We start from the raw sequence: 23,102 nt of genomic DNA, 5'->3' as shown, positions 1-23,102 counted from the left end.
CAAGGTGATCCGGAGCGATCGAGGGTGAAAAGGGAGCATTCGTCTGCGTGGGGGCGCGGCGATTGCGAGCCAGGGGTTCTATGTCCGAAGAAGTGCTTATCAATGTAGGCCCCGGCGAAACGCGGGTGGCCATCGTCGAGGATGGGCGTCCCGTGGAACTGTTCCTTGAACGGACCATGGAAGACGACCTGAAGGCGAAGACGGGCCGCGCCGGCCATTCGCTCATCGGCAATATCTTTCTCGGCCGCGTGCAGCGCGTGCTGCCGGGCATGCAGGCCGCCTTCGTCGAAGTGGGGCTCGAGCGCGCGGGCTTCCTCGGCGCGCGCGAGGCGCGCTGCCTCTGCGAGTTGACGGGCCTCGATGAAGGCACGCTGCCGCCTATCAGCGCCTGCGTCCATGAAGGTCAGGCCATTCTCGTGCAGGCCGTGAAGGATCCGATCGGCGACAAGGGCGCGCGCCTGTCCGCGAATGTCACCATCCCCGGCCGCCTGCTCGTGCTGGTGCCGAACCAGTCCGGCGTCGCGCTGTCGCGCCGCATCGAGGATGAGGATGAGCGCGCAAGGCTCACCGCCCTTGTCGAGGAAATGGTCGCGCGCTTCAATCCCATGGGCGTCACCGGCGAGCCCGCAGGCTTCATCGTCCGCACCGCCGCCATCGGCGCAACGTCGGAAGACATCGCCGCCGATGCGCGCCAGCTTGCCGAGGAATGGCGGAAGGTCCGCGAGATCGAAAAGAAATCCGTGCCGCCCAGCGTCGTCTTCCACGACCTCGACCCCGTCTCGAAAACGCTGCGCGATTGCGTCAGCTCGCAGACCTCCCGCGTATTGATCGATTGCGCCGATGCCTTCGGCGAAGCGCAGAATTATTGCCGCCGCGCCATGCCGGAAATGCTGGACCGTGTGCAATTGTTCAACGGCCCCGGCGATCTCTTCTCGCTTTACGATGTGGACGGCGAGATCGAGGCTGCGCTCGAGCCCCGCGCCGAGCTTCCCTCGGGCGGCTGGATCACTATCGAAACAACGGAGGCCTTGACCGCGATCGACGTGAACTCCGGCCGCTACACGGCGGCAACCGGCCTTGAGGAAACAAGTGTCAAGATCAACCTCGAAGCCGTGGAAGAGATCGTCTATCAGCTTCGCCTGCGCGGCACCGGCGGCCTCATCGTCATCGACTTCATCCATCTGAACAATCCTGAGAACATCCAGAAGGTGCTGGATGCGCTCAACACCGGCTTCGCGAAGGACCGCGTGCCGACGCAGATCTCCGCCATGTCGGAATTCGGCCTTGTCGAGATGACGCGAAAGCGCGTGCGCGAGCCGCTCGACAAGTTGCTCACCGAGCCCGCCTTCCCGCATGGCCGCCCGCGGCGGAAAACCTGCGCCACCGTGGCGAACGATCTCCTGCGCAAGATCGCGCGCGAGGCCGCCGCCGCGCCCGGCCGCGCTCTTGTCGGCCGCGCCTCGCCCGAAGTGGTGGACTGGCTTGAGCGCGGCAATCCCTATCTCGTGGAGCGCCTGCGCCGCCGCGTGCCGGCGGAGGTGAGCCTCATCGGTGAGCCCGCCTATTCGCGCGAGAAGATCGATGTCGGCGCGCTGCAATAGCGTCGAGGCCGCATCATGAGCGACGATGCCGCAAAGGTCGTGACGCTGAAGCCGCCGCGCCCCTGTCCCATCTGCGGTCAGCGCTCGCAGCAGAAGTTCCACCCCTTCTGCTCGAAGCACTGCGCCGATGTGGACCTCAACCGCTGGCTGAAAGGCACCTACGCCATCCCCGCCGTTGAGCCACCGGACGAATGGGACGAAGCCTCCCAGTCCCGCCCCCCGGATGACGACGGCGAGCGTTAGAGCCACGCTCTCCCCAAAAGCACGTCATGGTCGGGCTTGACCCGGCCATCCAGAAGCGGCCACACGGGTCGCAAGACATCCATCACACAAAACCCGTCATGGCCCGGCTGAACCGGGCCATGACGATCAGGGGATACGGGAGTTTTCCCACCAGCCGTTCCCGCCTAACCCACGGTCAGAATTGATCTTTACCGCAAGGCCCAGCCCCTCTGGACAGGCCGGACTCTATTGCCTATAAACCGCGGGCCTCGCCGGAACGGCGCCTCTTTCGCCCGTCCCGGAGCTTCCGCCCAGGTAGCTCAGTTGGTAGAGCATGCGACTGAAAATCGCAGTGTCGGTGGTTCGATCCCGCCCCTGGGCACCATTCCCTTTTTCGGCATTTGAATTCATTGGGCGTTTCGGCCCGATGTTGTCACCGAACCTGAATCACCATTTGAGGTGATAAAGTCCGTCGAGCATTCGCACGCGTGACGACCGCGCGATGCATTAACGCCTAAAGCGTCGGATACATAGTCTTTTCATTCTCGTCCGAGAAATCATAAGCCTGAACCGTATGATCGAGGCTTCTTCGATAGGCCAAGCACTGGCTTCTGGATTGGCAGAAAACCGACCTTTTTTGCGTATTTTCGGGCAACTTATCCCCGCCCCCCTGTAGCGGGGTGATGCTCTCCCTCCGTAACCGGACAAAGGGAGATTTCCATGAGCAGGTTTTTCGATGAGGCCGCCGAAAGCGGCAGTTCCGCCCCCGTCGAGTGGCAGGGCGGCACGGGCACCTTCTGGGCCTGGGGCGATTTCGGCGGCGCCAGCGTCGCGCTCGAGGCAAGCCCCGATGGCGACACATGGTTCGCCGTCGGCGAGGCTGTCCACTTCACGGAGAAGGGCGTTGCCGCCTTCGCGCTCGGCCCCTGCCGCCTCCGCGCAACGATTGCGGGAGCGGGCGAGGGCACGAGCATTTCGGCGCGTATCTGATGGCGGGCTTACCGGCGCCCGGCGAAGGGATGCGTGCTCGACAGCCCGCCATCCACGGCAATCGCCTGGCCGTTCACATAGGACGCATCGTCGCTTGCGAGAAAAAGTGCCGCCTGAGCGATTTCCGGCGGCAGCCCGTATCGCTTCAGCGGGTTCAACTGGCCGATCTTGTCGTCGCTCCCGCGCGCCCGCGCCCCGTCGAAAATGGGCTTCGTCATGCCGGTCTCGATGAGGCCGGGGCAGATGGCGTTCACGCGCACGCCGGTGCCGTAGAGTTCGTTGGCAACGGTCTGCACGAGGCTGATGACGCCGGCCTTGCTCGCGCTATAGGGCGTCCCGCCAGCATTGGCGCGCAGCCCGGCGACCGATGCCGTGCAGATGATCGAGCCCTTGCCTTGGGCGATCATGTGCGGGCTCGCCGCCTTGATGGCGAGGAACGGCCCGATCAGGTTGACGGCGAGGATTTCCTGCCAATAGGCGACGGTCTGCTCCTGCAGCGGCACCATCCCGCCGCTGATGCCTGCATTGGCATAGACGACATCGAGCCCGCCGAATTCCTTGATGCAGTGATCGACAAAGCCCTTCACGGCCGCCTCGTCGCTCACATCGGCAGCGACGGAGGAAACCTTGCCCCCCGCCTCGCGGATCATCGCGGCCGTCTCGTCCACCGCGTCCTCCACGCGGTCGACGGCGACGACGCTCGCCCCCTCCCGCGCAAAGAGAAGGGCGCTGGCCCGGCCAATGCCGCTGCCAGCGCCCGTAACGATTGCCCGCTTTCCAGAAAGCCGTCCCATGCCGCATCTCCCGCTTCGCGTTTCAGTTGCGCGATCTTAGGAAGGGAAATGCGCCGGGAACAGATGAAAAGCGGCGTTGCGGCCGGATCAGAAACCCTTACCTTCGCTCACCGCCCACTGCACGGCACCCTGTTCGCCTTCGATCGTGCCCGAGGCGCCCACCGTCGGCGCTTCGTCCACGGCGTCGGTGCAGTTTTCGGGGTTGCTGCCGACCGTCGTGCAGATCTTGTTGCCGTCGACGCGCCAGGTGCCGGCGACTTCCGCGCCATCGGCGCCCTTCACCACGATGTTGGACGCATCGGGGTAATAGATCTTCATCACGCCACCATCGGCGCCGGTCAGCGTCACCGTGTTGCCGACAAGGCCCGCGCCCACATTGGCGTATGCGGCACCGGCAAAGGTCGAAACGGCGAAAGCGACAGCAATTGCGAGTTTTTTCATTGATACCTCCCCAGGGAAAAACAGAACGGCGAAAGAGTCATCCCGTCGCCGTTAACCATAACTCTATGGGGCGGATGGGCCTTCCGCAAGGGCAGGGTGGCGGTGTGCCGTCAGCGGCGGAATCCCGGCGGCTTCAGCAGGAAGATCACCAGCCATATGGGAATGAGCACCAGCGCGCCGAGCAGAAAATGCGGCAGCGCCCAGCCGATCCCCTCGCGCACAAAGGCGAGGATCGCTTCGGGCGTGAACCCGATATCCCTCAGCACTTCTTCGGCTGTGATGTCGAACGCGCTGAGCAACGCCCCCACGGCGACTGCCCCGATGAAGAATTTCAGCAGCGTCGACAAGGCGTTCAGGATCATGAAGGCGCCCGTCCGGTCCCCGGCGAATCAGTTGCCGCCAGTCTAGACGGGACGGGGGCCCGGCACAAAGGCCGGGCCGAAGTCTCAGCGGCCGAATATCTGCCGCAGCGCGTCTTCCGGCCGGGGCTTCGTTTCGGCGGGCGGCGATTCCGCAGGTGCCGTTTCGCCCTCGGTGGTGGTCTCGCCGTCCGTGCCGGTTCCGCTTTCCGCCGGCTGGCCCATCAGCCCGCGAATGAGGCCCCTGCCGCCATCCTCCCGGATCGACTTGATGGTGCTCTCGATATTGTCGCGGTTCTGGATCATCGAGGCGAGGTCCGGCGCAAAGCGGGGGGTCGACCACGAGCCGGTAATCAGGATCGGCACTTCGATGCCCTGTGCCGCGCCGCTCGCGCCCTGTCCCTCCAGCGAGGCGACGAGCTTCGGCTCCACGCGGTAGTTGAGCGTCTTCGGCGGCATGTTCACTGTGCCCGCGCCGGTCACGCGGATCAGCGGCGAGAGAAGCCGGAGGTCGTCATTCTTCAACACGCCATTGGTGATGGTGAAGGTGCCGCCCATTTCCGAGAAGTCGGTGTCCTGCGCGCCGCCCGACTGCCAGCCCGTGGTCGCCGCGCTGAACACATTGCGCGCAAGCTGCGCAATGTTGATGCCCTTGATCTTGCCATCGGTGAACTTGACGCTGCCATTGCCGTTGAGCGCCGATACCATGTCGCGCTGCGAGCGGCCGGCCGCCGTCACCGCGAGGTCGAGCGCCGTCGCCCCCTGAAGCCGCTTGAAATCGGCCGCATCGGTCAGGAAGGGTTCCGCGGCCAGCCCCGCCAGCTTGAAGTTCGCCGCGATCTGCGGCGTCGCGCCCGCCCCGTTCACGGTCAGCGTGCCCGCGCCCGCACCCTGATAGAGATTGAGCCTGGAGAGATTGGCGTTCAGAACACCGTTCGCGAGCCTGAGCTTCAGCGCGCTCTCGCCGATCTTGATCTGCTGGAAAAGGATTTCCTTCGTCGAGAAATCGAAATCCATGTCTACGGCCTTGAGCCCCGAAAGGTCGATCGGCTCCGTGCTCCAGCCTTCATCGCCGCCGCCGCTTCCGCCGCCCGAGCCGCCGCCGGCGCTTTCGCCGAGATAGGTGTTCACATTTATCCGGTCGACATCGAGATTGCCCCTGAGGTTCGGTCGCGCACCGCCCGTGTCGACGGTCAGATTGCCCGTCGCGTTCATTCCGTCAAAGGCGATCCTCGCATCCGTGAATCGGTAGGTATTGCCGCTGCCGCTCGCCTTGCCGGCAAGCGAAAGCGGGCCGAAGCCGTCACCGGCTGGCATCGGGTTGCCCGCCCAGGCCGCAAGCTCCCGCACCGACGTCACATCCAGTTTCACATCGCCCGCGAAAGCGAGCCCGCCCAGTGCCTTCAGCGCGCCGGCATAGTTGGATTTGAGCTTCGGCGTCTGGACGGCGAGAACCACCGGCGTCTCGCCGCCTTCGGTCAACGCGCGCGGCCGGTCGGCCTTGAGATCGATGGCGATCCGGTCGCCGTTCCAGACCAGCGACCCGTCGGCGAGGAATGGCTGGTCGAGCCCCGGCAAGGCGAGATCGACATTGACCTCGCTGGCCTCAAAGGCGGAGCCCGTCTGCGCATTGGTATAGCTCGCCCTGCCGTTCTTGATGGACACTTCGCCGAGGCTGAAGCCGCTCACGCCCGCACCGCTGCTGCCGCTTCCGCCGCCAGCGGCAGGCTCGGCGGGCGCGGCTGCCGCCGTGGCCGTCTCGAACTGCCAGTTCGGCGTCCCGTCGCGCCGCACCTCCAGACGGATCACCGGATCGATCAGCACGAAACTGTCGATCTCCACATTGCCGCTGAACAGCGGCAGCAGCTTCAGCGCCGCCCGCATTTCCTTCATCGCGGCCATTTCCTTTTCCTTCGCCCAGCTGGCGTTGGAAAGGCCCACATCCTCGATGGAGATCGCGATGTTCGGAAAGAAGGAAAGGCCGATATCGCCTTCGATGCGCAGGTCGCGCCCGGTCTGCTCCTTCACGATGCTGGCGACCTGATTCTTGTAGGTCTCCATCGGAATGAGAAATGGCACCGCGACGATAATTGCGACGATCAGGATGAGAAGACCGGCAAGAATGGCAATCAGGCGGGACATGGGCGCGCTCCGGCAGTTTTGTGTGTCTCGAAACTGAACTTGAATTATGGCCGCAGCATGATAAATGCGCGAGACGGACAGGCCGCCGGGCCGGTACGCGCCGGGGCTTTCGGCAACAGGACAGGCTGAAATCTTCGCCTTCGGCTGCCGCAGCGTCAACCGGGGGTTTTCAGCTCCGAAAAACCGATGTATCAATAGTGCCGGTCGCGGGCCGCATGAGTCGGCGCGCGTCCGTTTCAGGACTTCATTTTAGTCTCAGGCACAAAGGCAACCAGGGAGAGCGGAATGCATATCGTAGCAATGCCTTCATATCCGCACCTTCTCCCGGACCGCTGTTAAGCCGAACGCCGCGCCCGGGTAACCCGCCGGGCAATATTTCATCCGAAAAGACGCCGTCATGCCGCGCCCCGTGCGCCGCCCTGACGTCATTTCGATGGTCCCGGTTCCTCGAACAACCGGTTGCGGCGCATTGCGCCTGTTTCCAGCACTTTTCAGGGATACCGCGACGGGCGCGCCCGCGCGGTCATAGTCAGATGAACGAACAAATCACCGCGCGGCGCACGGCTGCGTTCCTTTGGACCCATTGGCGGCGCTTTCCCGGCCTTGTGGCGCTGCTGATATTTCTCATGCTTCTGTCGGTGGCCTTCGACGTCGCCTTCCCGATCGTCTCGGGCAGGCTGGTCGATGCGGTGGCCAATGCCGGCTTCCCGCCTGCCCCGGAAGACGTGAATCTCGCCGTTCTCGCTCTGCTCCTGTTTCTCGGTCAGGGCGTTGGCTTTCACGTCTCCCGCCGCGCCGCCATGCTTGTCTGGGCGGGTTTTGCCTCGCGCGTCATGCGCAATATCGTGACGGAGGCCTTCCATCGCGTGCAGCGCTATTCGGCGGAATGGCACTCGAACAGCTTTGCAGGCGCGACGGTGCGGCGCATAACGCGCGGCATGTGGGCCTATGACACACTCGCCGATACGCTTTTCATCGGCATCTTCCCGACGGTCTTCGTGCTCATTGGCGTGGTCATTTCCATCGCCTTCCACTGGCCGCTGGTAGGGCTCTATGTCTTCGCCGACATCGTTCTCTATTTCACGCTCACCGTCCTGCTCGTGAAATATTACGTTGCGCCGAAGAACCGGCTGAACGTCGCCGCCGACAGCGCCATGGGCGGCGCCATCGCTGATGCCATCACCTGCAACCCGGTGGTGAAGTCATTTGGCGCCGAAGCGCGGGAGGATATCCGCCTCTCGCACCTCACGCTCGACTGGGCGCGGAAAGCGCGCCGCGCCTGGCGGGCCATGGACCTCTCCATGCTCGCGCAGGTCGGCGTGCTGCTCGCGATGCAGGCGGGTCTTATCGGCCTCGTCATCCTGTTCTGGACGCGGGGCGAGGCGACGGCGGGCGATGTCGCCTATGCCATGACGAGCTATCTGCTCATCAATGGCTATCTGCGCGACATCGGTTTCCACATGCAGAACCTGCAACAGGGCATGAACGAGATCGAGGACGTGATCCGCTATGCCGACACCGAACCCGAGGAACGTGCCGATGCCGGGCTTCCCGCCCTCCGCGTCTCGGGCGGCGCCGTACGTTTCGAAGATGTGGATTTCCGCTATCCGAACGGCAATGGGGCCTTCTATCGCGGACTCTCGCTCGACATACCGGCGGGCGCCCGCTTCGCGCTGGTCGGCCAGTCGGGCAGCGGCAAGTCGACCTTCGTGAAGCTGCTGCAGCGGCTCTACGAAGCGGATGGCGGCCGCATCCTGATCGACGGTCAGGATATCGGAGGCGTCACGCAGGCAAGCCTGCGCCGGGCCATAGCACTCGTCCCGCAGGAGCCGGTGCTCTTCCATCGCTCCATCGGCGAGAATATCGCCTATGCGAAGCCCGATGCGACGGAGGCGGAAATCGTCGAGGCCGCGCGCCTTGCCCATGCGGATGAGTTCATCGCCCGCCTGCCGCAAGGCTTCGACACGCTGGTCGGCGAGCGGGGCGTGAAGCTCTCGGGCGGCGAGCGCCAGCGCATCGCCATCGCGCGGGCCTTCCTCGCCGATGCCCCGATCCTCGTGCTGGACGAGGCAACCTCGAGCCTCGACTCCGTCACCGAGGCGCATATCCAGGATGCCATCGAAAGGCTGATGGAGGGCCGCACGACGCTTGTCATCGCGCATCGCCTTTCCACCATCCGCCGCATGGACAGCATTCTGGTGTTCGAGCGCGGCCGGATCGTGGAGCAGGGCAGCCATGCAGAACTGATGGCACGGAAGGAAGGCGTCTTCCGCCGGCTGCAGGCGACGCAGCTCTCCACCGCCCGCAATGTGCTGGCCGACAGGGCATAGCCCGATCGGGCACTTGAACCGCTGCCGGGCCGCTCCTAAGGTTCCGCCGTTTCCGGCGGAGGAGGAGCGGCCCCATGCAGCATGACGACAAGAACGAGAAGCCGCTCTGGGCGCCGTCGCCGGAGGCCGTTGCCGCCTCCGGCATGGCGGCCTTCGCGGCGCTCGCGAGGGAGCGCCACGGCGTCGCGCTCGACACCTATGACGCGCTGCATGGCTGGTCCGTCGCCCATCCAGAACTTTTCTGGGACGCGGTCTGGGATTTCACGGGCGTTATCGGCGAGAAGGGCACCCGCATCCTCGCCGATAGCGGCAAGATGCCGGGCGCCAAATTCTTCCCCGATGCGCGGCTGAATTTCGCGGAAAACCTGCTGCGCGGCGAAGGCAGCGATATCGCACTCCATTTCAACAATGAAGGCGAGATGCGCGAACCCGTAACGCGCGCCGCACTCCGCCGCGATGTCGCACGTTTTGCCGCCGTACTGAAATCATGGGGCGTGGGCGAGGGCGACCGCGTTGCCGCCTTCATGCCGAATTGTCCGGAGACGATCGTCGTCATGCTCGCCACGGCCAGCATCGGCGCGGTCTTCTCCTCCTGCTCGCCCGATTTTGGCGCCAAGGGCGTACTCGACCGCTTCGGTCAGATCGAGCCGAAGGTCCTCGTCGCCTGCGACGGTTACCATTACGCGGGGAAAGTACTCCCGGCGCATGACAAGCTTGCGGAGATCATTGAGGGACTCCCCGGTCTCGAACATGTGGCAGTCGTGCCGTTCATCGGCGAAGGTCTAAAAGGACTCGCAAAAGCAGAAGACTGGACCTCTCTTCTCGCCACCGCACCGGATGCGGAGCTTTCCTTCGCGCGGCTACCCTTCGCCCATCCGCTCTACATCATGTATTCGTCCGGCACGACCGGCATTCCGAAATGCATCGTCCATTCGGCGGGCGGCACGCTGCTCCAGCAGTTGAAGGAACACCGGCTCCACTGCAATCTGAAGCGGGGCGAAACGCTCTTCTACTTCACGACCTGCGGCTGGATGATGTGGAACTGGCTCGTTTCAGGTCTCGCCGCAGGCGCCACGCTCGCGCTCTATGACGGCTCGCCCTTCCATCCTTCGGAGCGCGTTCTCTTCGACTATATCGACGCTGTGAAGATCGATGTCTTCGGCACATCGGCGAAATTCATCGACGCGGTGAAGAAGGCTGGCCTCAAGCCCCGCGAGACGCATTCTCTCGCTTCCATGCGCATGATCCTCTCCACAGGCTCGCCGCTCGTGCCGGAGAGTTTCGATTTCGTCTACGACGATCTGAAGCGCGCCGCTGCCCTCTGTTCGATTTCCGGCGGCACGGACATCCTGTCCTGCTTCGTGCTCGGCTCGCCAATGCTTCCCGTCTGGCGCGGCGAAATACAGGCGAAGGGTCTCGGCATGGCGGTCGAGGTCTGGGACGAGGAGGGCCGCCCCGTCACCGGTGAGAAGGGCGAACTCGTCTGTACCCGCCCTTTCCCCTCCATGCCCATCGGCTTCTGGAACGATGCGGACGGCGCAAAATATCGCGGTGCCTATTTCGAGCGTTTCCCCGGCGTCTGGTGCCACGGCGATTTCGCGGAAATCACGCCGCATGGCGGCATCGTCATTCATGGCCGCTCCGACGCCACGCTCAATCCCGGCGGCGTGCGTATCGGCACGGCGGAAATCTATGCGCAGGTGGAGCATCTGCCGGAAGTGCAGGAGGCGCTCGCCATCGGCCAGGACTGGCAGGGCGATGTCCGCGTGGTGCTCTTCGTGGTGATGCGCGCAGGCCATACGCTCGACGAGACAATGGAAAAGCGCATCCGCGACAGGATCCGCTCAGGTGCCTCGCCCCGCCATGTGCCTGCGAAGATCGTCGCCGTGGCGGACATTCCACGCACCAAATCAGGCAAGATCACCGAACTTGCCGTGCGCGACATCGTGCATGGCCGCGAAGTCAAGAACCGGGAGGCGCTGGCAAACCCGGAGGCGCTGGCGCTTTACCGCGATCTGCCGGAATTGCAGTCCTAGTCGGCGTCGGGCAGCAGCAGCCGTCCGCCAAGCCCGGCCATCGGCACATGCCGCCCTTCGATCCAGGCGCGGATCATGGCGTTCACGGTCTCCGGCGCTTCCTGCTGCACCCAGTGGGAAACCTGCGGCAGATAGCGCAGCGTGAAATCGTCCACCAGTTCTTCCGTGCCATAGGTGAGTTCCTTGCCGAGTGCGGCGTCTTCCTCGCCCCAGATCATCAGCGTCGGCGTGTCGAGCTGCGGCGGCTCGTCCCATTCCTTCGGCCGCTCGCCGCGCATCAGCGCACGGTAATAGTTTATCATCGCCGTCATGGCGCCGGGCAGCTGCGCATTCTTGCTGTAATGGTCGAGCACATCTTTCGGGAAGCGGCTCTTGTCCACCGCCATGTTGTAGAAGGCACGGGCAATCGCCTCGGCATTGCGCGCGAGGAACAGCTTTTCGGGCAGCCACGGGATCTGGAAGAAGAATACATACCAACTCTTCTTCAGCTGCGCCCATGTGCGTCCGCGCTTCGCAAAGCAGGCCGGATGCGGCAGGTTCATCACGATGAAGCGTTCGAGCGGGCGGACTTTCTTCAGCGCGAATGTCCAGGCGATGACGCCGCCCCAGTCATGCGCAACAAGCGTCACGGGCCCCGTCACGCCACGCGCGCGAGCCGCGTCGATCAGTGCCGCCACGTCGTCGAGCAGCAGGTCGAGCCTGTAGGCGTCGCGCCCCTGGGGCCGCGAGGTGCCGCCATAGCCGCGCAGGTTCGGTGCCCAGGCCGTATAGCCGAGCCGGGCGAAAAGCGGCAGCTGGAAGCGCCAGGAAAACTTGCTCTCCGGGAAGCCATGCAGAAGCAGGGCGAGCTTTTCGCCCTCGCCGCACATATCGACTTCAAAGGCGAGGCCGTTCGCCTCGACATAAGCCGTGCTGATTTCATTGCCGCTCATGGGGAACCCCGTTTTTGTTCTTGCGCGCGACTATAGGCGATTCCGGCGCATAGTGAGCCCCGGATCGGCGGATTTCCGCCAGCCGGGCCTGACAGAAGCTGACGATTTCCGTATTGTCTCAGCACAATCCGGGGCAGGCGGCCGACAGGGCGGGGGTCCGGGCCGTTCCGTGACAGGGGGAAAAGCCGAATGACTACTCCGTTTGCGCCGCGTCACTGGTCGTCGCGCTTCGCTTTTCTGATGGCCGCCGTGGGCAGCGCCGTCGGCTTGGGTAATGTCTGGCGATTTCCCTATCTCGCGGGCGAAAATGGCGGCGGCGCCTTCATCCTGATCTATGCCGCGACCACGCTCGCCATCGCGCTCCCCATCCTCATCTCGGAAATCATGCTAGGCCGCATGGGCAAGCAAAGCCCGATCAATGCCATGAAGGCGCTGGTCAGGGAAAACAAGGCCGCGCGCTTCTGGCTGCTGATCGGCTGGGGCGGCATCGTCGGCGCCTTCATCGTGCTCTCCTACTACAGTGTGATCGGCGGCTGGGCGCTGAAATATATCGAGCTGGCTGTAACGGGCGCCTTCGCGGGCGACACGGAAGCGGCTGCGGCCGAACATTTCACGGCGGTGGTGAGCAATCCCGGTACGCTGATCCTCTGGCAGACGATCTTCCTCGCCCTCACTATCTTCATCGTCGCGGCAGGCGTCACCGGCGGTATCGAGCGCGCGGTCGTGATGCTGATGCCGCTCCTCTTTGTCCTGCTTGCGGCGATGGCCGCCTATGCCGTCACCATGCCGGGCTTCGGCGACGCAATGCGCTTCATGTTCGCTTTCGATTTTTCCGAAGTGAAACCGGATACGGTTCTCGCCGCCATCGGCCAGGGCTTCTTTTCCGTGTCGATCGCGCTCGGCGCCATGATGACCTATGGCGCCTATCTCGATGAGGATGTCTCCATCGGCCAGTCCGCCGTCTTCATCGCCGTGCTGGACACGGTGGTGGCGCTGCTCGCGGGCATCGCGATTTTCCCGCTCGTCTTCTCCTACGGGCTCGAACCGTCTTCCGGCCCCGGCCTCACCTTCATCACGCTTCCCATTGCCTTCGGCACTATCGGCAGCGGCATATTGATCGGCGGCGCCTTCTTCGTGCTGCTCTCGGTGGCCGCCGTCACCTCCGCCATCTCGCTGCTGGAGCCCATTGTCGCCTGGGTGGAGGAGGGAGTGAATATCTCGCGCAAATGGCTTGCCGTCATCATCGGCGCGCTCGCCTGGGTCGCGGGCCTCGGCACCGTTTTCTCCTTCAACCTCTGGTCGGAGTTCCACCCGCTCGCCCGTTTCGGCGTGATGGAGAACATGACGCTCTTCGATGTGCTGGATTTCACCACCGCGAACCTCATCATGCCGACGGTCGGCCTGATGATCGCGCTCTTTGCCGGCTGGGTGCTTTCGGGGCCGCAGGTCGCGCAAGCGCTTCATGCCGGGGACAAGCCCTGGTTCCGCCTCTGGCGCTTTGCGCTCCGCTACATCGCCCCCTTCGGCGTGGTCTCGATCTTCGTGGCTAACGTCTTGATGTAACGCGGATTTGGGAGCCTCCCGGAAATTTGCCGGGGGTGCTTTCGCGGGCTTGTCATTCGCCCGGCGCTGCACTAGGTTCCCGGCCATCGCGGGTGGTTTTCCTCGCCGCGGTCCCCGTGCAGCCGTAGCTCAGCTGGTTAGAGCGCTAGATTGTGGATCTAGAGGTCCCCCGTTCGATCCGGGGCGGCTGTACCATTTTCCCCTTTTCTCCGGTCCTTCCTTTCGCCCTTGCCCCTGCGCGGGCGGCGGTGTTTTCTTGCGCCATTGAAAACGGGTTCCCCCAAGAAACCGGCAAGACTGCCCGGAAGGAAACGACGATGACGCTCACGGTCTATGGTGCAAGCCTTTCCCCCTTCGTGCGCAAGGTGCGCGTCTTCCTCGCCGAAAAGGGCGAGGCCTACAAGCTCGAGCAGGTGAACATCTTTCCCGCGCCGGACTGGTTCGTCGAAATCTCGCCGCTGAAGCGCATCCCCGTGCTGCGCGACGAGAGCGTCGGCGCGGATGCAACACTCCCCGATTCCTCCGCCATTTGCGGCTATCTCGAAAAGAAGTTTCCCTCGCCCGCGCTTTATCCGGCCGAGGCCTTCGCCAATGGCAAGGCGCTCTGGTACGAGGAATATGCCGATTCCGACCTCGCCGGCGCCGTCGGCATGGGCGTCTTCCGGCCGATGGTCGTGAGCCGGCTGATGGGCAAGGAGGCCGACAAGGCCACCGCCGACAAGACCTTCACCGAAAAGCTCTCCGGCAATTTCGCCTGGCTCGAAAAGGAAATCGGCGAGAAGGAGTTCCTAGCGGGCCACGCCTTCTCGATTGCCGATATTTCGGTCGCGACCCATTTCGTGAACCTCAACCATGCGGGCTACCGGCCAGACGCCGGGGCCTACCCGAACCTCACCCGCTATCTCGCCGCGATCCATGCGCGCCCCTCCTTCGCCGCCTGCATCGAGGAAGAGACCGGGCTCCTCAAGAAATTCGGCCTCTGAGCCTCCCGCTTCCCGTCCGCCCGGAAAAGGGCTATGTGTCGGAAAACGCGACGGCAAGCGCCGTCCATAATGATATTCAGGGAGACGAAAAATGGCCGAGAACGCCAGCAAATGGCCCGCCATGACCATCGAGGAGGCACATGCCTTCCTCACTGCGCCGGGCACGCCCTTCGAGATGGAGACTGTGAATATCCGCGGTGTTCCCATCCGCACCTACAAGGGAACGCCGCCTTCGCTCCGTGCGATTTTCGACCTCGGCCGCGCCCACGGTGAAAAGGAATTCATCGTCTATGAGGGCGAGCGCCTCACTTACGAAAATCATTATCGCGCCGCCACAGCGTTCGGCCGCGTGCTGAAGGAGAAATATGGCGTGAAGAAGGGCGACCGCGTCGCCCTCATCATGCGCAACTTCCCCGAATGGTCGGTCGTCTTCTGGGCGATTGCGGCCATCGGCGGCGTCATCGTGCCGCTCAATGCCTGGGGCACGGGCCTGGAACTCGAATATGGCATCACGGATTCGGGCTCGAAGGTCGTCATCGTTGACCATGATCGGCTTGATCGCATCCGTCCGCATCTGGCGGCGCTGGGTCTCAATGGCCTCGTCGCGGTGCGCACCCCCGATGCCGAACTCGGCGTTGCAGAAGCCTTTGAAACGCTGGTCGGCAAGCCGGGTGACTATGCAAATCTCCCCGCCGATGCGTTGCCCGATCCGGGTCTCCAGCCGGAAGACGATGCCACGATCTTTTATACGTCGGGCACGACGGGCAAGCCGAAAGGCGCGCTCGGCACGCAGCGCAACATCTGCACCAACCTGATGAACGCGCTGCTTGGCGGCGCGCGATCCTTTCTGCGCCGGGGCGAAGTGCCGCCCGCGGCCGATCCCAATGCGCCGCAGCGCGTGACGCTTCTTTCCGTGCCGCTCTTCCATGCGACAGGCTGCCACTCGATCCTCGTCGGCACCTATGCGAGCGGCGGCAAGCTCGTCATCATCCACAAATGGAATCCCGAACAGGCGCTCGAACTCATTGAGCGCGAAAAGGTCACGAGCTTTGGCGGCGTGCCGGCGATGGTCTGGCAGGTGCTGGAATCGCCCGACTTCGCCACGCGCGACACATCGAGCGTCGAGTCGATCGGCTATGGCGGTGCGCCGTCCGCGCCCGATCTCGTCGCGCGCATCAAGAAGCAGTTTCCGAAGTGTCAGCCTTCGAACGGCTATGGCCTCACAGAAACGTCGGCCATCACCACGCAAAACCTCGCCGAAGATTATGTGGCAAGGCCCGATAGTGCCGGTGTCGCCGTGCCGGTCTGCGATATCAAGGTCGTGGACGAGAAGGGCAACGAGCTGCCGCGCGGCCAGGTGGGTGAACTCTGGATCAGGGGCCCGAATGTCGTAAAGGGCTACTGGAACAAGCCAGAAGCAACCGCCGCCGCCATTACCGAAGGCGCCTGGTTCCATTCGGGCGACCTCGTGCGCATGGACGATGAAGGCTTCGTCTATATTCTCGACCGCGCCAAGGACATGCTGATCCGCGGCGGCGAGAACATCTACTGCGTCGAAGTCGAAGACGCGCTTTATGCGCATCCCGCCGTGATGGACGCTGCCGTTGTCGCCATTCCGCACAAGGTGCTGGGCGAGGAAGTCGGCGCCATCGTGCAGGTTGCACCCGGCAAACAGGTGAGCGAGGAAGAGTTGAAGGCCCATGTCGGCAAGCTGCTGGCCGCCTTCAAGGTGCCGGTCAAGATCGAGCTGCGCCACGAGCCGCTGCCGCGCAATCCGAACGGCAAGATCCTGAAAACCGTACTCCGCGAGGACATGAAGAAATACTCGAAAGACGCGGCCTGATTTAGCCTTGATCTGCCGCAGCGTCAGCGTGGCCGAAACTGAAAAAGCCGTCCGGGCATGGAAATCCCGGACGGCTTCTTTATGCTCGGCGTCACAAAAACACTCCATAGAACGACCGAGGAGACGCCCCATGATGATTTCACTGGAAGGCCGCGTGGCGCTTGTCACCGGCGCAAGCCGCGGCATCGGCCGCGCCATTGCGATTGCACTCGCCGAAGCCGGCGCGGACATCGCCGTCAACTACCGCCGCGACGAAGACGCCGCGCAGGAAACCGTTGCCGCCATCGAGAAGCTCGGCCGCAAGGCGCGCGCCTATTCGGCATCGGTCGAAAATTTCGAGGAAGACCAGAAAATGGTTGCGGACGTGCTGAAGGATTTCGGCTCCATCGGTATCCTCGTCAACAATGCGGGCATCGCCTCGCGCGGCCAGACCGTGGCGGACACCGACCCGCTGGAGCTTGAGCGAGTGCTGCGCGTCCATGCCATGGCGCCGCATTTCATGTCGAAGCTCGTCCTGCCGCATATGCGCAAGGAAAAGCGCGGCGACATCATCATCATCTCGTCGGTTGCAACGCTTACCCACTCGGCGAATGGCGGTCCCTACAATATGGGCAAGGCGGCGGCGGAAGCCCTCGCCCTCACGCTCGCCAAGGAAGAGCGGCAGCATGGCATCCGCACGAATATCGTCGCGCCGGGCCTCACCGCCACCGACATGGGCTCCCGCCTCGCCGCCGCCCGAGCCGGCAAGAAGGGCATGGATATCCACGAGCTCGACGCGCGCCAGCCCTTCGGCCATGTCTGCGAACCGGAGGAGGTGGCGGCAGCCGTCGTCTATCTCGTGTCGGATGCAAACCCTTACGCGAACGGCCAGAAGATCAACATCGACGGCGGCGGCCCGATGTAACACGGCTTTCCCCGGTTCAGGCGCTGCCGGACCGGGGCTTGACCTTCCACCCGCTGGAAGGTGCATACTTCACCCATGCGTTGGCTCAGGCTACAGCTGCCGGTCCTCTATCTTGCAAGCATCCTGCTTGCGGGCGCCTTGCCCTGTGCGAGCCACGCCGCCACGCATGAGGCTGCCGCCCCTGCGCATCAGGGCCACCTGCTTCACAGTGAACATGACGCGCATGTCACTCCGGCGACCCCCTGTAATTCGGGCGAAGCCCTGTGCGGCTGCGAAGGCGCTGCAGGCAAGTTGCAGTCGGCAGTAGCAAAGCCGCGCGATGAATCGGCAGGCGCTGCGCTTGCAGCCGATAGCGCGGGACCGCTCGCGGGTCTTGCCCAATTCCAGATTGCCCAACGGAGCCAACCGCCGGAGCGGCAATCGCTTTTCACTACATTCTATGACGGCATCCACGGGCGTTCCGCGCGTCTGCTGATCTAGATCGCTCTTCCTCCGAAGTCTGGTGCCTTTGTGCGCTTTTATTCCGGCAAAGAGGAAAGAGAGATCATGTCTGATTGCTTCTATCTGGCTGCCGCCGCTGGCGCGCTGCTGACCGCCGCTATCACCATCGCACCCGCCGATGCGGGCGAGTATCACCTCACCGTGTCGACCGCGGCTGTCGAAGTGGATGGCCGCACCGCCGACAAAATGACGATCAATGGAACTATCCCCGGCCCGGTGCTGCGTTTCACCGAGGGCGAACAGGCAACGATCACCGTCACCAACGAAACAAGCGAAAAGACATCCGTGCATTGGCACGGGTTGCTGTTGCCCGGCATGATGGACGGTTCTCCGGGTTTCAATGGCTTCATGGGCATCGCTCCCGGCGAATCCTACACCTACACCTTCGACATAAGGCAGAGCGGCACCTACTGGTATCACAGCCATTCCGGTACGCAGGACCAGAGCGTCCTCGGCGCACTCGTCATCGATCCGATTGTGCCGTCACCCGTCGCGGCAGACCGTGACTATGTTGTGCTGATGAGCGATATCACGCCGGAAGATTCGGATCAGGTGCTGCGCAATCTGAAGGCCGATCCCGGTTTCTACAACTACAGCAAGCGTACGCTTGGCGATCTGTTCCGGGATGCGCGCCGCGACGGTCTGGGCTCCGCCCTGCGGGACCGCGCCGATTGGGGCGAAATGCGCATGGACCCGACCGATCTTGCCGACGTCACCGGCTATTCATTTCTGATGAACGGCAAGACGCCGCAGGAAAACGAGACCTTCCTCTACTCGGCGGACGAAAAGGTGAGGCTGCGTTTCATCAACGGCTCCGCCATGACGATCTTCGATCTGAGGATTCCCGGCGCGAAGATGAAAGTCGTCGCGGCCGATGGAAACGACGTCCATCCCGTCACGGTCGATGAACTGCGCATCGGCGTCGCCGAACGATATGATGTGATCGTGGAACCGGCGGACGGCCAGCCGCTGACGGTGTTTGCGGAAGCCATCGACCGTTCGGGCTATGCGCGCGCGACGCTCGCCACGGCGCCCGGTATGGAAGCGGCGATCCCGTCTCTCCGCCCGCGTGCTCTCCTCAGCATGGCCGATATGGGGATGGTGCATGGCGATGATCACGGCTCCCACGGCGATCATGGGAAGCCGAAGAGCGATCCTCATGAAGGCCACATGAATCATGATACGGGTGGGCATGGTCATCAAGACCATGACGGGCACCACATGGATCATGGCGATGGTCACAGGATGGAGGATCACGATGGCCACGATGGCCACGACATGGACCACGGCCCCGGAGAGCATCCCGGTCACGATCATCACCAGCACAAGGGACATGAAGGGCAGGGCGATCACCGCAGCCACATGCATGACGGAGCGAAAGGCGTCACCGCCCCGGAAACGGTTCGTCCCATCGGCTGGGCGTCCGGCTTTCCGACCGGCGCGAAAGTTCTCGCCTATGAGGACTTGCGCCGCCATCACGCCCATGCCGACAACCGCGCACCGGACCGCACCGTCGAGCTTCGCCTGACGGGCAACATGGAACGCTATGTCTGGACACTGAACGAGCGGCATTTTCAGGAAGCATCGCCGATCCGCGTGCGCTATGGCGAGCGCGTACGGATCAACTTTGTGAACGAAACCATGATGGCGCATCCGATGCATCTTCACGGCATGTTCTTCGAACTGGAAAACGGGTCGGGCGCACATCGCCCGTTGAAGGACACGGTGATCGTGCCGCCTGGCAAAACCGTCTCCGTGATCCTGACGGCGCGCGAAGTGGGCGCCTGGCCGCTTCACTGCCATCTCCTCTATCACATGGTCTCCGGCATGATGACCGCTTTGATCGTCGAGCCGCCGGAAACGGCCGAAGCCGCTGTCACGCGCAATGGCGCTATCGTGCCACTCGCTGTTTCGCATGAAGGCGGCGCGGCGCATCATGGCGGCCATGCCGGGCATGGGGGCATCTGATGAAGCGAGCCCTGTTTCTTTCGATTCCCTTGCTTCTGGCCTCGCTCGTCGCCGCGAGTGCAGAGCCCGGCACGGTCGTTGCGATGGATCATGGTCCCGGTATCTTCCACAAGGTCGTGACCGAGGTTGATTACGCGGCGCGCGATGGTGACCAGTGGCGCTGGCATGTTGACGGCTGGATCGGCAGCGATGTGGAGCGCGTCTGGATTCGCTCCGCCGGCAAGATCGAGGATGGAGATGTGGAGAAGGCGGAGCTGCAGCTTCTCTATGGGCGCAATGTGCATCCCTTCTGGGATGTGCTCGTCGGTGTCCGGCAGGATCTGGAGCCCGACAGCAAGACATGGGCGGCGGCGGGCGTCACCGGCCTTGCGCCCTATTTCTTCGAGTCGGACGTAACGGCATTCCTGTCAACGGATGGCGATGCCGCGCTGCGCATTGAGCAGAGCGTCGATATTCCCCTGACGCAAAAGCTCATCGCCGAACCTTACATCGAGGTGAACGCCTATGCGCAGGACATGCCCGAACGCGGCATCGGCGCCGGCTTCTCCGACGTGGAGCTTGGCCTGAAGCTTCGCTACGAGATCACGCGCAAGTTCGCGCCCTATGCGGCGCTCACATGGGAGCGCGCCCTTGGCGAAACGGCGTCGCAGGCGCGCGCCGCAGGCGAAAGCACCGACGAGGCCGCCTTACGCATCGGCATCCGCTTCTGGTTCTGACGGGCCTTACTCGGCGGGCGAAAGGGCGCCCGCCGGTCCGGGTTTGCGGTCGCGGCGGAAGAGCGACGGCAGCACGTTGATGAGCGAGAGCAGCACCGCCGAGGCGTAGGGCACGGACTGCACCAGCAGCACGCCCACCCAGAGCCGCGAATGGCTGTCGGCGAAATGATCGCTCATCAGGAAGCCGGCAGTGAGACCCCAGAGCAGCACCAGCATCACCGTCTCCTCGCGCACCTGAATGAAGGCGGCGGCAAGCGGCGGCTTGTCCTCGCATTTCGGCGTGCGGATGAAGGGCTTGCTCGTCGTGATCATGCCGTTGAGCATCGCCTTCGCAACGGTGTGCGTGAGCCCGAGCGCGGCGACGCCCGCACCAAGGCTTTCGATGAAACTGCAGTCGCGCACGCGCACGGCATAAAGCCAGAGCGAGCGGATGAACTTGAAGGCGAAGCTGCCGATGGTCGGGATGAGGAAGGCCGCGACAGGCAAGGCCACCGCGTGAGGCTGATAAAGCGCCCAGGCGGAAAGCAGGATGCTCGCGGTGGTGAAGAGCAGCGCCAGCCCGTCCGCGAACCAGGGCAGCCAGCCCGCAAGGAAGTAATAGCGCTGCGCGCCTGAAAGGCCGCGCTTCGACGAGGCCCAGGGCGCCAGCGCATCCCAGTGATGCTTGACGATCTGCACCGCGCCATAGGCCCAGCGGAACCGCTGGCTGATATAACCCGACAGCGTGTCCGGCGTAAGGCCGCGGCCGAAGGAGTGGTTCACATAGACGCTGTCATAGCCCGCGCGATAGAGCTTGATGCCGAGTTCCGCATCCTCGCAGATGCACCACTCCGCCCAGCCGCCCACGCGCTTCAGCGCCGTCTTGCGCACCATCGTCATGGTGCCGTGCTGGATAACGGCATTGAAATTGTTCCGCTGCACCATGCCGATATGGAAGAAGCCGGCATATTCCCAATAGGTCATATTCTTGAACATGCTCTCGTGCCGGTCGCGATAATCCTGCGGCGCCTGCACGAAGCCGACATCTTCCTTGTCGAAATAGGGGATGAGCGTGCGCAACCAGTTCGCCGCCACCTGATAGTCGCTGTCTATGACGGCGATGATCTCGGCATCTTCCGCCGTCTTTTCCAGGCCGAAATTGAGTGCGCCCGCCTTGAAGCCAGGCCAGTTTTCGAGATGGAAGAAACGGAACTTCGGTCCTAGCTGCGCGCAGGCATCGCGCACTGGCTCCCAAACGGCAGGATCGGTCGTGTTGTTGTCGAGCACGAGAACCTCGAAGTTCTCGTAGTCGAGCTTTGCGAGCGCGGCCAGCGTTTCGCGCACCATTTCCGGCGGCTCGTTATGGATCGGCACATGGATCGAGACCTTGCGGCCCGGCATGACGGCATGTTCGTCGAACGGCTCGAAATGGCGTTCGCCACGCCGCGTCCAGATCACCTCGACGAATTCCACTGCCTCGGCCAATAGCACGATGAGCAGCAGCCCTTGCGCGAAGAAGAGGAAACTCCAGATCGTGATGCCGACCCAGGTGAAATAGAGCCCGGTGACCGAGAGCCCTGCCCAGGCGATGGCAGAACCCGCAACCTGCGTCAGCACCGCAAATATGATGACGCCCATCGGTCGCACATGGCGCTGCCTGAGCATGAAGAGCATGGCCGGCACGAGCGCAAGGCCCGCCGCAAGGGACGCCCAGAAGCGCCATTCCGGCGCCTCGTTGATACTGCCCGCCATCGGGAATTTCGGTTGCCGGTCGGCATTGTAGAGCCCCCAGAAGGCGCCTGCGGCACCCTCCTCGGACGCCTTCCACGGCTGGTCGAAGGCTTCCATCACGTAATAGGTGAGGTCTTCGGCCTTGGCGCGGTTGAGGAAACCGCGCATGAAGGTCGCCTGATTGACGAGCGAGGCGACGGCTTCGGTCCTGAGTTCCGCTTCGGCAATACCGGGATAGGGGCGGCGCGGGATCACCTTGCCGCGGCTCGGCCAGCCGACTTCGGTGACGACGATGGGTTTGCCCGGAAAAGCGGCTTCCAGTTCCGCGAGCCGCTCGAACACGGCGTTCACCGCTTCGTTGATCGGAATGCCTTCCCAATAGGGAAGCAGGTGGACGGCGATATAGTCCACTTCCTTGGCGAGCTCAGGATTATTGAGCCAGATATGCGGCGGTTCCGCCGTCGAGACCGGCTTCCAGATCTTCTGCTTGGCGCGGCGGATATAGGAGATGAGTTCATCCACCGGCATGTCGTCGCGCAGGATCGTTTCATTGCCAACCAGCACACGCACGACATTGCGCCGCGGCGCGGCCTGAATGAGCCGCTCGAGTTCCACCTCGTTGCGTTCAAGATTGGGGCCGATCCATGCGCCCGCTGCCACAGACAGCCCGTATTTCGCGGCAAGTTCGGGAATCTGCTGCTGGCCATAGACCATGCTGTAGGTACGGATTGCCTGCACCGTGCCTGAGAGGAGTTTCATGTCCTCCTCGATCTGCTCGGCGGAGGGGTGCCGGTTCATGCGCGGGTCCTGCCCCTGCCGGTAGGGACTGTAGGAAAGGCCGACGATTTCGCCGGTCCAGGCCTCGGGTTCATAAGGGCGGTTCAGCGCCGCCCAGACCGCCAGATTGGCCGCAATGACGATCGGCAGCACGATGAAGAGAAAGATCGCCTGGCGCACAAAGGTGGAGTTCTGCCAGGACCGGGGGTTTTTCTTCGCCTCGGAACCATTGGTCTCGGGTTCGGGTGTCGGGCTCTCGCTATTGTCCATTTACCGGTCCGTCGGGAAGA

Annotated in this window: 18 protein-coding genes and 2 tRNA genes; 14 read left to right on the top strand and 6 right to left on the bottom strand. The window is 63.5% G+C overall.

The window, feature by feature from the left end; all coding sequences use genetic code 11:
* Positions 1-80: 80 nt before the first annotated feature.
* The 4 genes from ACK4FH_RS01810 (at position 81) to ACK4FH_RS01795 (ending at position 2,813) form a co-directional block, all read left to right on the top strand.
* A complete protein-coding gene (locus ACK4FH_RS01810) occupies positions 81-1,601 on the top strand; it encodes a ribonuclease E/G (RefSeq protein ID WP_409810662.1) in 1,521 nt (506 codons plus the stop codon).
* Between the two features lie 15 nt (positions 1,602-1,616).
* The gene (gene yacG, locus ACK4FH_RS01805) at positions 1,617-1,844 is read left to right on the top strand and encodes a DNA gyrase inhibitor YacG (RefSeq protein ID WP_409810660.1); all 228 of its coding nucleotides are present in this window, start codon (positions 1,617-1,619) and stop codon (positions 1,842-1,844) included.
* A gap of 288 nt (positions 1,845-2,132) precedes the next feature.
* Positions 2,133-2,208, top strand: a tRNA-Phe gene (locus ACK4FH_RS01800).
* Positions 2,209-2,543: 335 nt separating this feature from the next.
* On the top strand, positions 2,544-2,813 hold the full coding sequence (locus ACK4FH_RS01795; RefSeq protein WP_409810658.1) for a hypothetical protein: 270 nt from the start codon (positions 2,544-2,546) through the stop codon (positions 2,811-2,813).
* 8 nt (positions 2,814-2,821) lie between these two features.
* On the opposite strand, the gene ACK4FH_RS01790 is transcribed toward ACK4FH_RS01795, so the two are convergent.
* The 4 genes from ACK4FH_RS01790 to ACK4FH_RS01775 form a co-directional block, all read right to left on the bottom strand.
* Entirely contained in the window at positions 2,822-3,607 is a 786-nt protein-coding gene (locus ACK4FH_RS01790) for an SDR family NAD(P)-dependent oxidoreductase (protein WP_409810656.1), read from the bottom strand.
* 87 nt (positions 3,608-3,694) lie between these two features.
* On the bottom strand, positions 3,695-4,048 hold the full coding sequence (locus tag ACK4FH_RS01785; protein WP_409810654.1) for a hypothetical protein: 354 nt from the start codon (positions 4,046-4,048) through the stop codon (positions 3,695-3,697).
* 110 nt (positions 4,049-4,158) lie between these two features.
* A complete protein-coding gene (locus ACK4FH_RS01780; RefSeq protein WP_409810653.1) occupies positions 4,159-4,410 on the bottom strand; it encodes a DUF6460 domain-containing protein in 252 nt (83 codons plus the stop codon).
* Between the two features lie 84 nt (positions 4,411-4,494).
* Complete coding sequence (locus ACK4FH_RS01775) at positions 4,495-6,549, bottom strand: AsmA family protein (RefSeq protein ID WP_409810651.1); 2,055 nt, start codon at positions 6,547-6,549, stop codon at positions 4,495-4,497.
* Between the two features lie 533 nt (positions 6,550-7,082).
* Here ACK4FH_RS01775 and ACK4FH_RS01770 point away from each other — a divergent pair.
* Together ACK4FH_RS01770 and ACK4FH_RS01765 are read left to right on the top strand one after the other, a co-directional pair.
* Entirely contained in the window at positions 7,083-8,879 is a 1,797-nt protein-coding gene (locus tag ACK4FH_RS01770; protein WP_409810649.1) for an ABC transporter ATP-binding protein, read from the top strand.
* A gap of 74 nt (positions 8,880-8,953) precedes the next feature.
* The gene (locus tag ACK4FH_RS01765; RefSeq protein WP_409810647.1) at positions 8,954-10,915 is read left to right on the top strand and encodes an acetoacetate--CoA ligase; all 1,962 of its coding nucleotides are present in this window, start codon (positions 8,954-8,956) and stop codon (positions 10,913-10,915) included.
* Here ACK4FH_RS01765 and ACK4FH_RS01760 read toward each other — a convergent pair.
* A complete protein-coding gene (locus ACK4FH_RS01760; protein ID WP_409810645.1) occupies positions 10,912-11,847 on the bottom strand; it encodes an alpha/beta fold hydrolase in 936 nt (311 codons plus the stop codon). The genes ACK4FH_RS01765 and ACK4FH_RS01760 overlap by 4 nt on opposite strands.
* Before the next feature lie 189 nt (positions 11,848-12,036).
* Between ACK4FH_RS01760 and ACK4FH_RS01755 the strand changes: the two genes are divergently transcribed.
* The 8 genes from ACK4FH_RS01755 to ACK4FH_RS01720 all read left to right on the top strand — a co-directional run bounded on the left by ACK4FH_RS01755 (position 12,037) and on the right by ACK4FH_RS01720 (position 20,325).
* On the top strand, positions 12,037-13,410 hold the full coding sequence (locus ACK4FH_RS01755) for a sodium-dependent transporter (RefSeq protein ID WP_409810643.1): 1,374 nt from the start codon (positions 12,037-12,039) through the stop codon (positions 13,408-13,410).
* Between the two features lie 118 nt (positions 13,411-13,528).
* Positions 13,529-13,605: transfer RNA gene (locus ACK4FH_RS01750), tRNA-His, on the top strand.
* Between the two features lie 122 nt (positions 13,606-13,727).
* Positions 13,728-14,393 (top strand): glutathione S-transferase family protein, encoded by a 666-nt coding sequence (locus ACK4FH_RS01745; protein ID WP_409810641.1) that lies wholly within the window; start codon positions 13,728-13,730, stop codon positions 14,391-14,393.
* Between the two features lie 91 nt (positions 14,394-14,484).
* Positions 14,485-16,236: a class I adenylate-forming enzyme family protein gene (locus ACK4FH_RS01740; RefSeq protein WP_409810639.1), complete on the top strand. Its 1,752-nt coding sequence runs from the start codon at positions 14,485-14,487 to the stop codon at positions 16,234-16,236.
* 130 nt (positions 16,237-16,366) lie between these two features.
* Positions 16,367-17,140: an SDR family NAD(P)-dependent oxidoreductase gene (locus tag ACK4FH_RS01735; protein ID WP_409810637.1), complete on the top strand. Its 774-nt coding sequence runs from the start codon at positions 16,367-16,369 to the stop codon at positions 17,138-17,140.
* 75 nt (positions 17,141-17,215) lie between these two features.
* Complete coding sequence (locus tag ACK4FH_RS01730) at positions 17,216-17,620, top strand: hypothetical protein (protein WP_409810635.1); 405 nt, start codon at positions 17,216-17,218, stop codon at positions 17,618-17,620.
* Positions 17,621-17,686: 66 nt separating this feature from the next.
* Positions 17,687-19,609: a copper resistance system multicopper oxidase gene (locus tag ACK4FH_RS01725; protein ID WP_409810633.1), complete on the top strand. Its 1,923-nt coding sequence runs from the start codon at positions 17,687-17,689 to the stop codon at positions 19,607-19,609.
* Complete coding sequence (locus ACK4FH_RS01720; RefSeq protein ID WP_409810631.1) at positions 19,609-20,325, top strand: copper resistance protein B; 717 nt, start codon at positions 19,609-19,611, stop codon at positions 20,323-20,325. Before ACK4FH_RS01725 ends, ACK4FH_RS01720 begins: the two co-directional genes overlap by 1 nt.
* A 6-nt stretch (positions 20,326-20,331) precedes the next feature.
* Here ACK4FH_RS01720 and ACK4FH_RS01715 read toward each other — a convergent pair whose 3' ends face one another.
* A complete protein-coding gene (locus ACK4FH_RS01715; protein ID WP_409810629.1) occupies positions 20,332-23,082 on the bottom strand; it encodes a glycosyltransferase in 2,751 nt (916 codons plus the stop codon).
* Positions 23,083-23,102 lie beyond the last annotated feature (20 nt).

The sequence above is a fragment of the Parvibaculum sp. genome (assembly GCF_046297875.1).
Taxonomy (GTDB): domain Bacteria; phylum Pseudomonadota; class Alphaproteobacteria; order Parvibaculales; family Parvibaculaceae; genus Parvibaculum.
This window is presented reverse-complemented; position numbering and strand designations above follow the sequence as displayed.

Coding starts and splice junctions, on each gene's coding strand:
- ACK4FH_RS01810 (WP_409810662.1), top strand. CDS start 81: ATGTCCGAAGAAGTGCTTATCAATGTAGGCCCCGGCGAAACGCGGGTG.
- yacG (WP_409810660.1), top strand. CDS start 1,617: ATGAGCGACGATGCCGCAAAGGTCGTGACGCTGAAGCCGCCGCGCCCC.
- ACK4FH_RS01795 (WP_409810658.1), top strand. CDS start 2,544: ATGAGCAGGTTTTTCGATGAGGCCGCCGAAAGCGGCAGTTCCGCCCCC.
- ACK4FH_RS01790 (WP_409810656.1), bottom strand. CDS start 3,607: ATGGGACGGCTTTCTGGAAAGCGGGCAATCGTTACGGGCGCTGGCAGC.
- ACK4FH_RS01785 (WP_409810654.1), bottom strand. CDS start 4,048: ATGAAAAAACTCGCAATTGCTGTCGCTTTCGCCGTTTCGACCTTTGCC.
- ACK4FH_RS01780 (WP_409810653.1), bottom strand. CDS start 4,410: ATGATCCTGAACGCCTTGTCGACGCTGCTGAAATTCTTCATCGGGGCA.
- ACK4FH_RS01775 (WP_409810651.1), bottom strand. CDS start 6,549: ATGTCCCGCCTGATTGCCATTCTTGCCGGTCTTCTCATCCTGATCGTC.
- ACK4FH_RS01770 (WP_409810649.1), top strand. CDS start 7,083: ATGAACGAACAAATCACCGCGCGGCGCACGGCTGCGTTCCTTTGGACC.
- ACK4FH_RS01765 (WP_409810647.1), top strand. CDS start 8,954: ATGCAGCATGACGACAAGAACGAGAAGCCGCTCTGGGCGCCGTCGCCG.
- ACK4FH_RS01760 (WP_409810645.1), bottom strand. CDS start 11,847: ATGAGCGGCAATGAAATCAGCACGGCTTATGTCGAGGCGAACGGCCTC.
- ACK4FH_RS01755 (WP_409810643.1), top strand. CDS start 12,037: ATGACTACTCCGTTTGCGCCGCGTCACTGGTCGTCGCGCTTCGCTTTT.
- ACK4FH_RS01745 (WP_409810641.1), top strand. CDS start 13,728: ATGACGCTCACGGTCTATGGTGCAAGCCTTTCCCCCTTCGTGCGCAAG.
- ACK4FH_RS01740 (WP_409810639.1), top strand. CDS start 14,485: ATGGCCGAGAACGCCAGCAAATGGCCCGCCATGACCATCGAGGAGGCA.
- ACK4FH_RS01735 (WP_409810637.1), top strand. CDS start 16,367: ATGATGATTTCACTGGAAGGCCGCGTGGCGCTTGTCACCGGCGCAAGC.
- ACK4FH_RS01730 (WP_409810635.1), top strand. CDS start 17,216: ATGCGTTGGCTCAGGCTACAGCTGCCGGTCCTCTATCTTGCAAGCATC.
- ACK4FH_RS01725 (WP_409810633.1), top strand. CDS start 17,687: ATGTCTGATTGCTTCTATCTGGCTGCCGCCGCTGGCGCGCTGCTGACC.
- ACK4FH_RS01720 (WP_409810631.1), top strand. CDS start 19,609: ATGAAGCGAGCCCTGTTTCTTTCGATTCCCTTGCTTCTGGCCTCGCTC.
- ACK4FH_RS01715 (WP_409810629.1), bottom strand. CDS start 23,082: ATGGACAATAGCGAGAGCCCGACACCCGAACCCGAGACCAATGGTTCC.